At 53.7% G+C, this 14856-nt stretch carries 14 protein-coding genes; 3 read left to right on the forward strand and 11 right to left on the reverse strand.

Going from position 1 to position 14856, the window contains the following annotated elements; genetic code table 11:
* Nucleotides 1-9: 9 nt before the first annotated feature.
* From V7775_RS16985 to V7775_RS16995, 3 genes are read right to left on the reverse strand one after another with little or no spacing between them, the layout of a single operon-like run.
* Nucleotides 10-789: an enoyl-CoA hydratase-related protein gene (locus V7775_RS16985; protein WP_335753102.1), complete on the reverse strand. Its 780-nt coding sequence runs from the start codon at nt 787-789 to the stop codon at nt 10-12.
* A complete protein-coding gene (locus V7775_RS16990) occupies nt 786-2075 on the reverse strand; it encodes a 3-hydroxyacyl-CoA dehydrogenase (RefSeq protein WP_335753103.1) in 1290 nt (429 codons plus the stop codon). The genes V7775_RS16985 and V7775_RS16990 overlap by 4 nt, the downstream gene beginning before the upstream one ends.
* Nucleotides 2072-3775, reverse strand: coding sequence for a class I adenylate-forming enzyme family protein (locus tag V7775_RS16995; RefSeq protein ID WP_335753104.1), 1704 nt, complete (start codon nt 3773-3775; stop codon nt 2072-2074). The genes V7775_RS16990 and V7775_RS16995 overlap by 4 nt, the downstream gene beginning before the upstream one ends.
* 338 nt (nt 3776-4113) lie before the next feature.
* On the opposite strand from V7775_RS16995, the gene V7775_RS17000 reads away from it, so the two are divergent.
* Nucleotides 4114-5007 (forward strand): DMT family transporter, encoded by an 894-nt coding sequence (locus V7775_RS17000; protein ID WP_335753105.1) that lies wholly within the window; start codon nt 4114-4116, stop codon nt 5005-5007.
* A 113-nt stretch (nt 5008-5120) separates the two neighbouring features.
* Here V7775_RS17000 and V7775_RS17005 read toward each other — a convergent pair whose 3' ends face one another.
* The 3 genes from V7775_RS17005 to V7775_RS17015 form a co-directional block, all read right to left on the reverse strand.
* A complete protein-coding gene (locus V7775_RS17005) occupies nt 5121-5549 on the reverse strand; it encodes a YqaA family protein (RefSeq protein WP_335753106.1) in 429 nt (142 codons plus the stop codon).
* 246 nt (nt 5550-5795) lie between these two features.
* Nucleotides 5796-6596 carry a 3-deoxy-manno-octulosonate cytidylyltransferase gene (locus V7775_RS17010; RefSeq protein WP_335753107.1) on the reverse strand — a complete coding sequence of 267 codons (801 nt, stop codon included), beginning with the start codon at nt 6594-6596 and terminating at the stop codon, nt 5796-5798.
* Nucleotides 6596-7564: a KpsF/GutQ family sugar-phosphate isomerase gene (locus V7775_RS17015; protein WP_335753108.1), complete on the reverse strand. Its 969-nt coding sequence runs from the start codon at nt 7562-7564 to the stop codon at nt 6596-6598. The genes V7775_RS17010 and V7775_RS17015 overlap by 1 nt, the downstream gene beginning before the upstream one ends.
* Before the next feature lie 215 nt (nt 7565-7779).
* Here V7775_RS17015 and V7775_RS17020 point away from each other — a divergent pair, with 215 nt between their 5' ends.
* Nucleotides 7780-8790, forward strand: a complete 1011-nt coding sequence (locus tag V7775_RS17020; RefSeq protein ID WP_335753109.1) for an NAD-dependent epimerase/dehydratase family protein — start codon at nt 7780-7782, stop codon at nt 8788-8790.
* A 6-nt stretch (nt 8791-8796) separates the two neighbouring features.
* Here V7775_RS17020 and V7775_RS17025 read toward each other — a convergent pair whose 3' ends face one another.
* From V7775_RS17025 to V7775_RS17045, 5 genes are all read right to left on the reverse strand, one after another.
* A complete protein-coding gene (locus V7775_RS17025; RefSeq protein WP_335753110.1) occupies nt 8797-9474 on the reverse strand; it encodes a nitroreductase in 678 nt (225 codons plus the stop codon).
* Nucleotides 9475-9489: 15 nt separating this feature from the next.
* A complete protein-coding gene (locus V7775_RS17030; RefSeq protein WP_335753111.1) occupies nt 9490-10251 on the reverse strand; it encodes a MipA/OmpV family protein in 762 nt (253 codons plus the stop codon).
* 187 nt (nt 10252-10438) lie between these two features.
* Nucleotides 10439-11197, reverse strand: a complete 759-nt coding sequence (locus V7775_RS17035) for a tyrosine-protein phosphatase (protein ID WP_335753112.1) — start codon at nt 11195-11197, stop codon at nt 10439-10441.
* A gap of 419 nt (nt 11198-11616) precedes the next feature.
* Nucleotides 11617-12963 carry an aspartate aminotransferase family protein gene (locus V7775_RS17040; RefSeq protein ID WP_335753113.1) on the reverse strand — a complete coding sequence of 449 codons (1347 nt, stop codon included), beginning with the start codon at nt 12961-12963 and terminating at the stop codon, nt 11617-11619.
* On the reverse strand, nt 12960-13775 hold the full coding sequence (locus tag V7775_RS17045) for an IclR family transcriptional regulator (protein WP_335753114.1): 816 nt from the start codon (nt 13773-13775) through the stop codon (nt 12960-12962). Before V7775_RS17045 ends, V7775_RS17040 begins: the two co-directional genes overlap by 4 nt.
* Before the next feature lie 114 nt (nt 13776-13889).
* On the opposite strand from V7775_RS17045, the gene V7775_RS17050 reads away from it, so the two are divergent.
* Nucleotides 13890-14834, forward strand: coding sequence for a tripartite tricarboxylate transporter substrate binding protein (locus V7775_RS17050; protein WP_335753115.1), 945 nt, complete (start codon nt 13890-13892; stop codon nt 14832-14834).
* Nucleotides 14835-14856: the final 22 nt, after the last annotated feature.

Raw genomic sequence — 14856 nt, forward strand, 5'->3', positions numbered from 1 at the left:
GAGGTAGGTTTACTTGTTGACCCAATTGGGTTTGCGTTTTTCTACAAAGGCCTGCACGCCTTCTTTGAAGTCTTCGGTTTTGCTGAGGTCCGCGATGACTTCGCGGGAATAGCTGATGCTTTCTTGCATGCCGTCACGGGCGTACATGTCGTTCAACACACGCTTTGTGGCTTTGACGGCTGAGGGCGAGACCGAGCAAAGCTGCTCTGCTTTTTCCATGGCTTTCGTCATCAGTTCGCCGTGCGGGTGGACTTCATTTACGCAGCCCATTGCCAGCGCTTCATCAGCCATAATGGTGCGGCCCGTGTACATCATTTCCTGCGCGGCCAAGCGACCGATGTAACGTGATAAGCGCTGAACACCAGATGCGGCGGCAAAGAAGCCAACCTTGACTTCGGGCAGTGCGAATTTTGCATTTTCTGAGGCGAGGATAATGTCGCAAGACAGTGCTGTCTCAAATCCGCCACCCATGGCAAAGCCGTTCACGGCAGCAATGATCGGTTTTTCCAGATCAAACCGTGAGGAAAGACCGGCGAAACCTGTAGATGTCATCGTCGCCTTTGATCCGCCTGCTGCTGTCGCCTTGAGGTCATTGCCTGCACAGAACGCTTTTTCGCCAGCACCCGTAAGAACGGCCACCCAAAGGTCTTGATCCGCTGCAAATTCATCCCAGCACTGCGCCATCTCGTTGTGCATATCAACGTGAACGGCATTGTAGACGTCAGGCCGGTTCATGGTCACAACAAGGATATGACCCTTCTTTTCGGTGGTGATAAATTCGTAGCTCATACTTTTAGCCCTCCGGTATCGATGTCAGTGAATTTGCCGCCCTCAGCCGCGAGTTTGCGCAGTGTTTCGGCAGGTGCAAATGCGGGGTCTTGTGCCCCTAGTTTTTCCATCCGGTCCAGCACAGCCTGTGCGCCAACCATGTCGCCATAGAACATTGGTCCACCTTTGTCGGCGGGCCAGCCATAGCCGTTTAGCCAAACCACATCGACGTCAGAGGGGCGCTGTGCTTTGTTTTCTTCGAGGATTTTTACCGCTTCGTTGATCATTGGATAGATGCAAATTTCAATGATCTCTTCGGCGCTCATGGTTGAGGCGTCCGCGCCAGTGATGTCGCGGATGATGCCTGCCGTTACGTCGGATGGAATGGGGCGGCGGGTTTCGTCATAGTCATAAAAGCCGGCTTGGGTCTTTTGGCCGCGGCGATCGAGTTCGCATAATGCATCGCGGATCGGGTTATCGGTTTTTGCCCCTTTGGACCAACCGATGTCCAGACCTGCAAGGTCGCTCATCTGGAACGGCCCCATCTTGAAACCGAATGCGTTCAGCGCAGCGTCAACGTCCCAAGGCATCAGGCCCAGATCCAACAGTTTGTTTGCCTGAATTTGACGGGCAAATAAGATGCGGTTGCCAACAAATCCGGGGCAGACGCCAACCAGCGCCGCAATTTTGTTAATCTTCGCGGCCAGCGCCATTGAGGTCGCGACTACATCATCAGCAGTGTGTTTGGCGCGGACAATTTCCAGCAGCTTCATCACGTTCGCAGGGGAGAAGAAGTGTAGGCCAATCACGTCTTCGGGGCGCTTTGTCATGCCCGCGATTTCGTCGATGTCCAGCGCGGAAGTGTTGGTGGCAAGGATGGCGCCGGGTTTCATAACGCGGTCAAGCTCGGTAAAGATGGTGCGCTTGAGGTCCATGTTTTCAAACACGGCCTCAATCACCAGATCACAGTCAGCCAGATCAGCAATCGCTAGGCGGCCGTCGAAACGGTCCATGCGCGCCTCTACTTCGTCCTGTGGAAAGCGGCCCTTGTCTGATGAACGCTGGTAGTTGCCGCGCACAACTTTCAGGCCGCGATCAAGGGCCTCTTGCGTGGTTTCGACAATCTTGACGTTATAGCCTGCGGTGGCAAAGTTCATCGCGATGCCGCCGCCCATGGTGCCCGCACCAATGATGCCAACGGTTTTGATTTCACGTTGTGGCGCGTTTGCGTCCAGACCTGGAACATCCCACGCTGCTTTGCCTGCTGTTGCGATGTATTCGCCTGTTTCTTCAATGGTTGGTGTCATGTCTTTGCCTTCTCATTATCTAGACAGGCCACGCTTAATCCGCGGCGGTCAATCTTATCGGTTGCGCCCCGCATGAGCGGCCCAGTCTGGGTCCACAAATGTGCGGGTGTTTTGAATTTGGCGATATGGCCTTCCAATGCGGTTGCCATGTCTGTTTGGGAAAGGGTGGCACCGTTGCGCAGTTGCACGCAGGCGCCCACAACTTCGCCGAGCCGTTCATCGGGCACGGAAAATGCGCAGGCCTCGATCACATCTGGCAGGCGGTGCAGTGCGCCCTCAACATCCAGACAGGCGATGTTTTCACCGCCCCGGATTATGATGTTTTTCTTGCGATCTAGAATGGTGACGTAACCTTCGCTGTCCATGACAGCCAGATCACCTGTGCGCAGCCAGCCGTCTTGCATGGTTTCGGCGGTTGCTTCGGGCTTGTTGAGATAGCAGCGCATGTTGGCGGGGCTTTTGATGGTGATTTCACCCAACTCGCCCAGCGGAACATCATTTCCTGCATCGTCCAACAAACGCAATTCCTGAACAGGAGGGTGCAGTTTGCCTGCACTTTCCGGACGGTTCACGTAATCCTCGCCGATCATCCCGATGCCAAGGGCATTGGTTTCGGTCATGCCCCATCCCGTTGCGATTTCGGCATTTGGGAATGTTTTGGCCAGTTGTCCTACCTGCGCGCCGGGGCGTTTTGCACCGCCTGACCCAAGGTAGCTCATAGTTTCGAGGGTTTCGTCGGCTGCTTGGGCGGCATGCATCAGCTCAGCTGATTGTGTCGGGACGCCCAAAAAGCGCGTGATGCCCTCTTCTTTGATCAGACGGACTGCTTCGTTAGCGTCCCATTTGCGCATCAATGTGATCCGGGCACCGGCAACCAAGCTGAGGAGGAAAAGCGGATGCGTTGCGGTGACGTGGAACAGGGGTGTGACCACTAACGCTGAAGGACGCGGTGCCTCTGGTGCGTCATCTTCTGGGGGCGTGACAAGCGGCGCAATTACGGCCTGCATCAACCAGCTGAAGACGGCATTCACAGCGCCTCGGTGCGTTTGCACAACCCCTTTTGGGTGTCCTGTTGTTCCTGAGGAATACATTACGGCAAAATCGTCATCGGTGTCGATTAGGACGTCTAGCGGTGCATCGGAGGCTACAGATTGCAGCGCAGTATAGCTGTGATCCACCATAGTTTCGCCGTCACGGACGCCAACCAGTGTCAGGCCATGTTCGTTTGCGAGTGGAAGCAGTCGCTCAACACGCGGGCCATCGGCGAAAATCAACTTTGCGGTGCTGTCGCGCAGGGCATAGTCCAGCTCTTCGGTTGTCCACCACGCGTTGACAAACACAACAGTCGCGCCCGTGGCCGAGATCGCGAGTACAAGTGTCATCAGTTCGGGATAGTTGCGCATGGCAATCCCGACGCGGTCGCCTTTTCCTATGCCAAATTTGCTATGCAGCACTTGTGCTGCGCGGCGTACTTCGGCACTGAATTCACCATAAGTCCAACGCTCACCTTCATAAAGAAGGTAGTGGGATGCGCCATCTTCGTGCTGCGCCATTCCCGCGGCCATCAGCATCGGCACATTGGAAGGAATGTTCTGAAACGCGGTGTAAGTGACCCCACGGATCACCGTTGGTGCCACGGCAAACGTGGGGTTTGTCGCAATAACATGGGCTACAGCGGCTTCAGGTGTCATCGTGTTCATAGGACAGAACCAATCAGGCAGTATGCAGTAATCATCGTGACCCTCCCAAGTCTTTAAGCCATGCGCCCCCTTCCTCCCAAGGGTGCGCGACTCTCTTCAAGCCAGAGACTAGGGGGAAACTTCGGGACTGCCAATACCGCAGTACGGAACTTCGTTTCGCAAAATGGCAATTTCTGGTTGAACCCGTTTGGATTAGGCGTTTGCCGTAAAATTTACGCTGCGGAAATCCGCGCAATTTATTGGCGCAACGCGGGCTTTCAGGCATGAGCAGGCACGTTGGGGTGTGAAAACAAGTTAAACCACTTGTAGTTGAACAGCCTCTCTAAGACATCATCAATATGGTTTCTCGTAATAGCTTTCTTGAGGGTGTCGGCCTTCGCCTACTCGCTGCGTTTCTGGTGACTGCAATGTCAGCTGCTGTGCATGCGGCAGCAGAATCTGTCCCGATTGGTCAGATCATGTTCTGGAGATCAGCTTTAGCGTTGATACCGATATGTCTGTATATGTTTTGGTTACGCGAGTTTCCGAAGGCCCCAAAAACACAACGTCCTGGTCTTCATATTACGCGCGGCGCATTTAGCGCATTTTCGATGGCAATGTCATTCCTGTCGCTTGCGTATTTGCCCGTCGCAAATGCCCAAGCCATTGCATATCTTGCCCCAGTTTTGGTGCTGCCGCTTGCCGCTATTATGTTGAACGAAAAATTGACCACTGCGATCTTTACTGCGATGTTCTTTGGGTTTGCAGGGGTAGTTCTGCTGTTATGGGAAGCATTTGAGCTGCCCGGAGATGGCGCGTTAATCGGTGTCACAGCAGGGTTGGCTTATGCTGTCACGATGGCCTTTGTGCGGGTGCATACAAAAACAATGACGTTGACAGAAAGCGCATCGACGATCGCGTTTTACTTTGCGGTTGTGGCCGCGGCCATCGGATTGGTTACGCTTCCATTCGGGTGGGTCACGTTGGATTGGGGAATGTTTGGGTGGCTCGCGCTTGCCGGATTGCTGGGTGGAGTGGGGCACATCGCAGCAAATGAAGCGGTTGCCCGCGCGCCCGTAAGTGCTTTGGCTCCGTTTGATTTCACGGGCTTAATCTGGGCTTTGGGTTTTGATCTGATCCTATTTTCGGTGGTTCCTGGCGCGCTTGGTTTCCTTGGTGTTTTCGCAATCACGTTTGCTGCCTTGATTGTGACGTTCGCGGGTGCAAATCGACCGAGTGAAAAGTCAGAATAGCAATTGAGCGGGATGTCTTGCGTTGACTAGATGCTAAGGTTTGCTTCGAACCCAATGTAACCGATGCTGCACGGTAGAAGAACAGTTGCATTGGTAGCTGATAATTTCGGCACTTACAGCCACGCCAATGTTACAGCCGCAAGAAGAATGTATCTTGTTCCTTTCGCAATCGTGACCAGTACAACAAAGGAAATGAGAGGCTCCCGCATAAGGCCAGCAACAACAGTCAGGGGATCGCCTACAATTGGTAGCCAACTACCCAAAAGCGACCACCGTCCGTAACGCCTATACCAGTTCTGAGCACGCTCAAGTTGGTGCTGCGAGCTTGGAAACCAGCGTTTCTCTCTAAATACCAACAAATACCGTCCAAGATACCAGTTGATTACTGATCCCAGTACGTTTCCTATTGTTGCAACAATGACCAAGACAGAAATCGGGTGAGAAGCGGCCACCAAGAGCCCGACCAAAACAGCTTCTGATTGCATTGGAAGGACGGTCGCTGCCACGAACGCAGAAATGAAGAGGCCAATATATGCAATCATATATCATGCACAGCCTGGCGCACAGGGGCGACCACACACGCGGTACTCAAAGTTGAATCTAGGAAGATCATAGATCATGAGGCACTTATATCTAGACTGCCTGACGGTAGCAAAGTCCACGTAGCAGACTTTGGCTTCGTTCGGAGCGGAGGTCCGGTTAAGGTCATAGGTATTTGGCGCTAGCTCTTGTTAGATGTCAGGAAACCCGTCAGATTCTGTCAAAGATTACTGATAACTTGCGACTTTTCAGCTATCGGCATCAGCATTGAGAATGGATTCGATGCGTTCAACATCACCAGGGTTGTTGAGTTCCCAAAACACACGCCCGCGACCTTCAACTTCGACACATAGCACATCGGTGCCATTCTCGAGGAACCGCAGTTGTTCCAAACCCTCATGGCGCTCTAGGCGGCCTTCGGGCCAGCCAGCATAAAGGGCAAGGGCGTCAGGGCGGTAGGCATACAGACCAACGTGGTGGAACACTTCTCCGGCGGCGTCTGCTTCTTTTGCGGGGTCGATATAGGGCAGGACTTCTTTGCTGAAATAGAGCGCGCGGTTGGTCCGGTCGAACACTGCCGTTGTACCGCCAACTAGGCCTGCCGCGCGGTCGGCGCGGAAATGGGCGTAGGTTTGTGCGTCACATTTCACCACTGGCGTTGCGACGGGGGCTTCGGGGCGTGCTTTCATGGCGGCGATCAGGTCTTCAACAAACCATGCAGGGGTTAGGGGTGCGTCACCTTGCAGGTTCACGACGAGATCCGCGTCAAACACGCCTTTGGTCGCGGCTTCTGCACAGCGGGCGGTTCCGTTTTCGCAGCTCTCGGATGTCATGATTACATCTGCACCAAAGGCTTCGGCGGCTTCTTTGATGCGGACATCATCTGTGGCAACATAGACGGCGTCTGCACCCTGAACGGCCATTGCCGCCTCCCAGCTGCGTTGGATTAGGGATTTCTCGTGTCCGTCGCGATCACGTAGGGTGACCAGCGGTTTGCCGGGATAACGGGTAGAGGCATATCGTGCGGGGATTACGATGACTGTTTTCATTATGCTACTCCTGCACGTAGGCAATCGTGGATGCGCAACAAGCCCACAGGGGCGTCCGCCTCATCCACCACAACCAATACGGTTATCTTATTGTCGTTCATTACGGCCAAGGCTTCGGCGGCCATCATATCGGAAGGTATTGTTATGGGTGTGCTAGTGGCAACTTCGCGCGCGCTATGGCTGCTTAGGTGCTCGCTGTTACGGCGCAAATCGCCGTCCGAGATCACACCAACCAGTTGGTTATTTTCGACAACACAGGCAATGCCAAAGCCTTTCTCACTCATCTTGAGGAGCGTTTCCTGCATGCCGGCATCAGGGGGAACAATTGCCATGGCTTCGAGGCCGTGCATCAGTTGATGCACCAAGGCCAGTTGTGCACCCAGTTTGCCGCCGGGGTGATAGGTGCGGAAATGTTCGGATAGAAAGCCGCGTTGCTCCATCAGCGCCATTGCCAAGGCATCGCCCAAGGCGAGTGCCATGGTTGTTGATGTTGTTGGCGCAATACCACTGCCTGCTTCGGGCTCTTGAGGGAGGGTCAGGCATAGGTCGGCAGCGCGCATCAAGGTGCTGTCGGATTTACTGCTCATCCCGATCATCGGAATTGAGAAGCGGCGGGTGTGGCGGATAAGATCGCCCAGCTCGGATGTTTCGCCTGAATTGGATAGCAGGATGCACAAATCATCTTGGGTTATCATGCCAAGGTCGCCGTGGCTGGCCTCGGCGGGGTGCACGAAATACGCAGGCGTTCCCGTTGAGGCGAGGGTTGAAGCGATCTTGCGTGCGATATGGCCGGATTTGCCGATACCCGATAAAATGATCCGCCCTTTGATCAGCAATATGCGCTCAACAGCGGGGGCAAAATCATCCGGCAGGTTCTGTGCCATGCGGACTAGGGCGTTGCCTTCATGCTCTAGCACTTGTGCTGCTGTGGCCAGTATCGTGTCGCGGGAGGCGGTTTGATCAGACATTATGCTCTTTCAGGCTACTCGGTACTTGATACCGATGTACGCATGACGCGCCCATGCCGCAAGTCGAGGAAGGGGGTTTATCACAGGTGGGTCACCTCAACGTGCCGCTAATGTGAAGCAAACGATAGGTGAAAACCCGCTTTCACGGTTGAGGCAGTGCCCCATGCGGGTGTAAGCGCGCAGACAAGAAGTCTTGCGTTGTTTAGGATGCACTTATGAAAACCGCACTTGTCACCGGAACATCCGGATTTATCGGCTACTTTGTAGCAGACGCGCTTTTGGCCGCTGGCTGGCAGGTCGTGGGCTTGGACAGCATGAGTGATTATTATGACGTGGGGCTAAAGCAATCGCGTCTGGATCTGCTGGAAGCGCAGAGCGGTTTTACAAACGTACAGGGCAAGGTCGAAGAACCCGGCCTTTTGACAGCGCTGTTTGGGCAATACAAACCAGACGTTGTGATCCACCTCGCTGCGCAAGCGGGTGTGCGGTATTCGCTGGAAAACCCGATGTCGTATTTTGAGACAAACTTGGGTGGAACATTGCAGTTGTTAGAGGCTGCGCGTGCGCATCCGCCCAAACATATGCTGATGGCGTCCAGTTCCTCAGCCTATGGAGCCAATACGCAGATGCCCTATCAAGAGAACATGAAGGCGGATCATCAGATGTCGCTGTATGCGGCGACAAAGAAATCATCCGAGAATATCGCCCACAGCTATTCCCATCTGTTTGCATTGCCGATCACGATGTTTCGCTTTTTCACGGTTTATGGGCCGTGGGGGCGACCGGATATGGCACCGCATAAATTCACGTCGCGCATCCTAGAGGGACGGCCAATCGACGTGTACAACCACGGCCAAATGCGTCGCGACTTTACCTATGTGACCGATCTGGTTGAGGCGATTATCTTGTTGATAGACGCTGTGCCTGATTACCTGACGGGGCAGGGTAAACATGTGAACGATAGCTTGTCGCCAGTTGCGCCGTTCCGGGTTGTGAATATCGGCAACTCTGAAACCGTGCCACTGCTCGATTTTATCAAGGCAATTGAAAACGCGACAGGTGTTGATGCAGAAATGAATATGATGCCTATGCAGCCGGGTGATGTGCCTGCTACTTGGGCAGACGCAAGCCTTCTGGAATCGCTCACGGGGTACGTGCCGCGCACAACTGTGCGCGACGGCGTTACGCAATTCGTCGCGTGGTATCGCAACTACTATAAAATCTGATTGGGTTTAGTCGTCAAACCCGACAAAGGAGGCCACGTCATTCACGTCGCGGCGTTCTGAGACCACTGCATTCGCTGAGAATTCTTCGTCCGGCCAGCCAAGTGCAACGCAGGTCATGATGATTTCATCATCAGGGATTTGAGCGTGTTCGCGTACAACAGGGGATTGCATGATGCCTTGTCCGTTGATCACACAGCCCAAACCACGTGACCATGCGGCCAATGTCAGGCCGTAGGTCACCGCACCCAGATCGAAATGCGCAATTGTGCCGCCCTCTAAGCTTTTGTCGAACGTCACAACAATGGAAACGGGAGCGTCAAACTGGCGAAAGCCGCGCATGACCCAATCTTGGCGCATCTCTTTGTCTTCGCGGGCAATGCCCATGGCGGCAAACAGCTGCTTGGCAATGCCCACCTGACGGTCACGGTGTGGTCCTTCATAGGCACCATGATCGACGATTTCGCGCACGGGTGGCACGCCGTTGAGCATACGGGTTGAGTTCCCTTCACGCACCCGTTCCAGCGGCTCTCCGGTGAGAACATGCAAGTTCCAAGGCTGGGTGTTCATAGACGAAGGCGCACGGTTCGCCAGTGCAATGACTTCTTCAATCAGCGCGCGTGGCACAGGTTTGTCTTGAAAGCCGCGGATACTCCGGCGGCCTTGCATCGCTTCGTCTAGTTGCATGGGAAAGTCCTGTTATTAGAAATTAAGGGTGAACACGCGGCTCAGACCCAACCGAATACGCCACTGGTCTTCGGACCCGTTTTGCGTAATCGGGCTGTCTGCAGCGTCACCCAATAGTTTCTCATAACTGACAGCACCTTCAAGTGCCCATTTATCATCGATGAAATATGTACCAGCAACTTCGAGGCCCGCACCAAGTGCTCCGCCAGTAGCGTCATATGCCGCAAAACTGGAAGAACTGCCTGTAGGAACACCAAAATACGTGCTGGCAAATTCGTCGTTGCCAAAGTTAACACGTGGGCCAGCAGTGATCAGCCAACGGTCATTGGGACGGTAAATCAGGTCTGCACCAACTGTACCCGTGACACCGCTATGGCCTGTGACGCCCTTGCGAACTTCACCAAAGGCCATCCAATTTGTTTGCTGATACGTCAGGCCAAAGCCCAGCTCAACTGCGGTGTCGATGTCTTCCAGACCCGCAAGTTCGGGGCTGTCATCTACGGTACGGTCGCCAATCACGCGGAATGCGCCGCGTACAGATACGCCATTGTCTGGGACACCGCGCACCCCATTGCCTATCGTCATGCCGCCCCATGAAAGCGATCCAAAGGTAAAGCCTAGGTCAGCGCCAGCCTCGGTTTGATCGGATCCAAGATACTCGGGTGATACAGAAGCTCCACCGCGCAGCGCAAAGTTGAACGAACGCTCCTGTGCGGCGGCTGGCAGGGCAGCAACCATTGCAAAAGCAGAGACATACATGATCGAGTGAATGCGCATTTGAATGCTCCAATATCCGTAAGCCCCGACAACCGAGGTTCGTTAGATTCCCGGTAATTTTAATGGATCAATATATCTAAGTATATGGGGAAACTATCAGATCACTCACCCGTGACTGGACAATTTACAGTGTTATTGAGGCAAGCGGAGCCTTTCAGCGAAATAACGCTTACTTTATCAGTAGGGATTATTCGGTCACACCCAAACGCACCTGAAGACGCGATAAAACATTTGTGGGAACATTGATGTGGTCCATATATCCCATGACCGATCCGTACCGCCCATCAATATGTGCCATCATGCCTGCCATTGCGCTTGCAGGGCTTTCAAGTAGGGTCGCATATGTCGCAACGTCGCCACCATTTGCACGTGAGCGGCTCAAAAATTCCGCGACAAGTTCGGGGATCAGGGCTTCGGTAAGGGCATAATCGGCAATGATGTCGGTATGAGATACGCCAGCAAGTCCCAGCAGTAATGCTGCAATTACGCCTGTACGGTCCTTGCCTGCGGTGCAGTTGAACAGGACTGCGCCTTCGCGGACAGTTGCGATGCGGCTGAGAATGGTTTCAATTGCCTCACCGCGGGTTTCAACGGCGGTGACATACATGGCAAGCAGGGGATGTCCGTCGGGGACGTCAATTTCCGCCAAAGCATCTGGTGACAGCGCATCAAACAAGGGCAGGTTCACCCATTCAACCCCGCGTTGGCGTGCAAGGCGGCTGGGGGCATCACGTACTTCGCGCGCAGTACGTAGATCTACAACCATGCGCAGTCCTTCAAAGTGCAACCGCTCGGGCTCTCCTTCATCCAAACGGTGCAGGCAATCCCCACGCAGGAAACGCCGCATCGGGACAGGCGACCCTTGCGCCGTGAGATAGCCACCAAGGTCGCGCACATTATAGGCGCCGCGCAGGACGATTTGTCGGGAGGGGAGAGGTGATGTCATAACCCATAGCTAATGCGGGCGCTGTATGTGTTCAAGGCGCAGTACCCAATGCAGAGAGTTTCATATTTCCTACTCTCAGTCAGTGATCAGCCTTGTATCAATTGACATACTACGCCAAAATTTCAAGAAATGAGGCTGCAATAGTTGCGTGATTGATTGCAGATGCCATGACAGTTGTTGGGCTAAATATAGACACGGCGGGCTACCAGAGCTGAACGAGCATGTGTTACGTCCGGCAGTGCCCATAACCAATTTGGCCATATCAGAATAATGTGGGGAGTGGTGCCACGGTTAACCTTGAAAAAGGGCGAACGCGATTGTCCCAAGGGTTGCATGATTACCCAATTTCATGACCATACTTTTTTGCGACACGCCTTATCCGCATTTTCTGATTGCGGATAAGGCGTGTAATTTTCGCGTCAGAGAGACGCAAAGCCTTTGTCGAGCGATGCAAGAATTACATCAGCATCTTGTTGGGACAGGACTAATGGCGGAGACAGGATGATGTTGGGGCCTGAAACACGTACCATTGTTCCGGACTCGTATGTGACTTCTTGAACCTTGCCAGCAGTACCGCCATCGATTGGTTTTTTGGTTGCGCGATCTGACACCATTTCGATTGCCGTCATCATGCCGTGGCCGCCACGCACATCACCAATGATGTCGTATTTCTCCATCAGTGCCTTACATCCTTCAAACAACTGGTCCCCACGCGCCGCGGCGTTTTCAACGATGTTGAGGCGTTTGGTTTCCGCCAGACAGGCAAGGGCCGCTTTGGCACCGACAGGATGGCCGGAATAGGTATACCCGTGGGCAATTTTTGCCGCTGGATTGTCTTCAAATGCTTCTGCCATTCGCTCACCCAGCATCACTGCACCAAACGGGAAGAAACCGTTTGTGATCGCTTTGGCGGTGGCCATCATGTCGGGTTTAATGCCCCAAAGGCGCGCACCAGACCATGCGCCAGTGCGCCCGTAAGCTGTGATAACTTCATCTGTGATCAACAGGATGCCGTTGCGGTTACAAATTTCCTGAACCATAGGCGCAAAGGATTTGTGCGGAGGAATGACGCCGCCCGCCCCTAGAATGGGTTCCATCACCATGGCTGCAATTGTGTTTGCACCCTGAAATTCAATCTCGTCCACCAGCGCGGCAACGCACAGCTGTGCCAGCTTTTCGGGATCGGTTTCATTGAATGGGTTGCGGTACGTGTAGGGCGCGGGGATGTGGAAACACCCAGGCAAAAGCGGCTCATACGCATTGCGGAAATTCGCATTCCCATTCACGCTGGCCCCACCGATGTGGGTGCCATGATACCCTTTTTTCAGGCTCAGGAACTTTGTACGACCATGATCGCCGCGCAATTTATGATACTGCCGCGCGAGCCGCAGCGACGTCTCGATGGAATCCGAACCGCCGGAGGTGAAGAACGAACGGCACATTCCGTCCGGGGCAAAGAACTCATTCAACTCGTAAGACAGCTCAATCGCGGCATCATTAGATGTCCCGCGGAACGTCGAATAATAAGGCAGTGTGTCTAGCTGATCTTTAATCGCGTCTTTAACAGGCTGACAAGAATACCCAAGGTTCACGTTCCAAAGACCACCAACCGCATCCACAACAGAATGCCCGTCAATGTCCTCAATTCGAACGCCGGATGCGCCAGTGATAATCTTGGGAGGGTTTTCTTTTGTGTCTGCCGGTGATGTCATCGGGTGCCACATGAAGCGGCCATTGTTCTCTTTCAAAAAGTTCGAATCTTTCATTTTGAAAACTCCATTATTTGCGGGTTTGTATTTGAGAGGGAGCTGGCCCACTTAGCCTCTAGGCTGTCGGGAATGGTGCCGCCCCAATTGCGTGTTATTTCTCGACTGGCGATGATTAGGTTTCGCTGAATTGTCTCTTGGAGCTCTGGCGTGAACCGCGTTGCAACGCTGGCGACTGATATGGAGCCAGCCAATAAGCCTGTGTGGTCAAAGACGGGCGCGGCAAGGCCTTGCACCTCGATCTCCAGAGCGCCGCCTGACCATGCAAAGCCGGTTTGGCGGACGGTTTCGACAGCGGTCCTTAACGCATCGGGTGTTTGAACGGTGGTGGCGGTGAATATCTGAATATTTTTACAGGCATACGCCATCAGATCAGCGGAACCAAATGCCAGTGCGCACAACCCGGAGGCTGTCGCGTGCAGCGGGAAAGTCTGAATGTCTATGATCGCACGTGTACTGTGTTGGGGCGACTCGCATGAGGCGAGCGCATAGACAGTTGAGCCGGACAGAACCGAAACATGACTTGTTTCGCCCGTTGCCTCCGCAAGTTCTGACAAGGCATGTTCTGCGCCCGCTTTGCGTGGAACCGTGATTTCCCGCGTTTGCGCCAGCTGAAGGACGGCAGGACCAAGGCGATATTGTTTGGTCGCGGGATTTTGCTCAACAAACCCTGTATCTTCAAGCGCTTGAAGATGGCGGTATGTCGTTGCCTTGTCCCGTCCAGCCAGCTTGCACAGCTGCGAAAGCCCGATCTCAGGCCGTGTGGGTGAAAAATAGGCAAGCAAGCCAAGCGTTTTAGCAGCAGATGACATTTGAACCTTCTCTTCGCTCTTATTTCAAAAAAAGTTTGACAGACTATTTTTAACAAGGCAATCTATTTTTTGAAATAAGGGTTCAATATATGAACCGATGACAGGGAGAACGTAATGTCTAAATTTGTGAAATCGCTTACGGCTATGGCGCTTGCCGTTGCTGCGGTCGCTGGCTCTGCTCAGGCGGAATATCCAGAGAAACCTGTGCAGTTTGTTGTGCCGTGGCCTCCCGGTGATTTGGAAGATGTCCTGACGCGCATGATTGCCGAAGATTTTCAGACGGCATATGGCGTTCCAACAGCTGTAGTGAACAAGCCCGGCGGCGGGGGCGGCCCATTCCCGGGCGCGATTGAGGTCGCAAATGCACCTGCTGATGGTTACACGATCGGTTCGTTCATCATTGCTATTCCGGTTGTTGGTCCGCAGATCGGCATTCCCGAGCTGAACCCAGATCCGTTTGAGCCATTGGGCAATTTCCTGACCTATCCGTTTGTGATCGTGGCAGGTAAAAATGCGCCATATGACGACATCAACGGCCTGGCAGAACACGCCAAGAGCAACGATGTGGTTCTGGGTCACTTTGGCGCGCCGCTGGTGCCGACACAGGTGACATTCGGTCTGGCCAAAGAGATGGGTTTCTCCTTTGCGTCCGATGCGGCGTTTGACGCGCTGGATTGCAATACATTGGCATCTGGTGACGTTGATGTGATGAACACCACTTTGCAGCTGATCTTGCCATGCCTTGATGATGTGAAGATTCTTGCGTCTATCGGTTCTGAGCGTATCCCGTTGGTGCCAGACGCACCGACTGTTGCAGAGTTGGCGCCAAGCCTTGATGTTGCTCTGTGGAATGGCCTGTTTGTGCACAAAGACACACCGGCAGACGTGCGCGAAAAAATCATTGCGGTAGCTTCAAAAACTATGATGTCGGAACGTGCGCAAAAGATTGCGTCCGAAACGGGTGCTTCGGTCTATTGGCAGTCTGCTGACGAAGTGACCGCACAGATCCAGAAAGACATCGAAACCTTGGTAGGTATCGAAACGCTTTTGGCTGAATAAGCTCAAGCAAAAGACTTTGAGC

The sequence above is a fragment of the Sulfitobacter sp. genome (genome assembly GCF_036960155.1).
Lineage (GTDB): Bacteria > Pseudomonadota > Alphaproteobacteria > Rhodobacterales > Rhodobacteraceae > Sulfitobacter.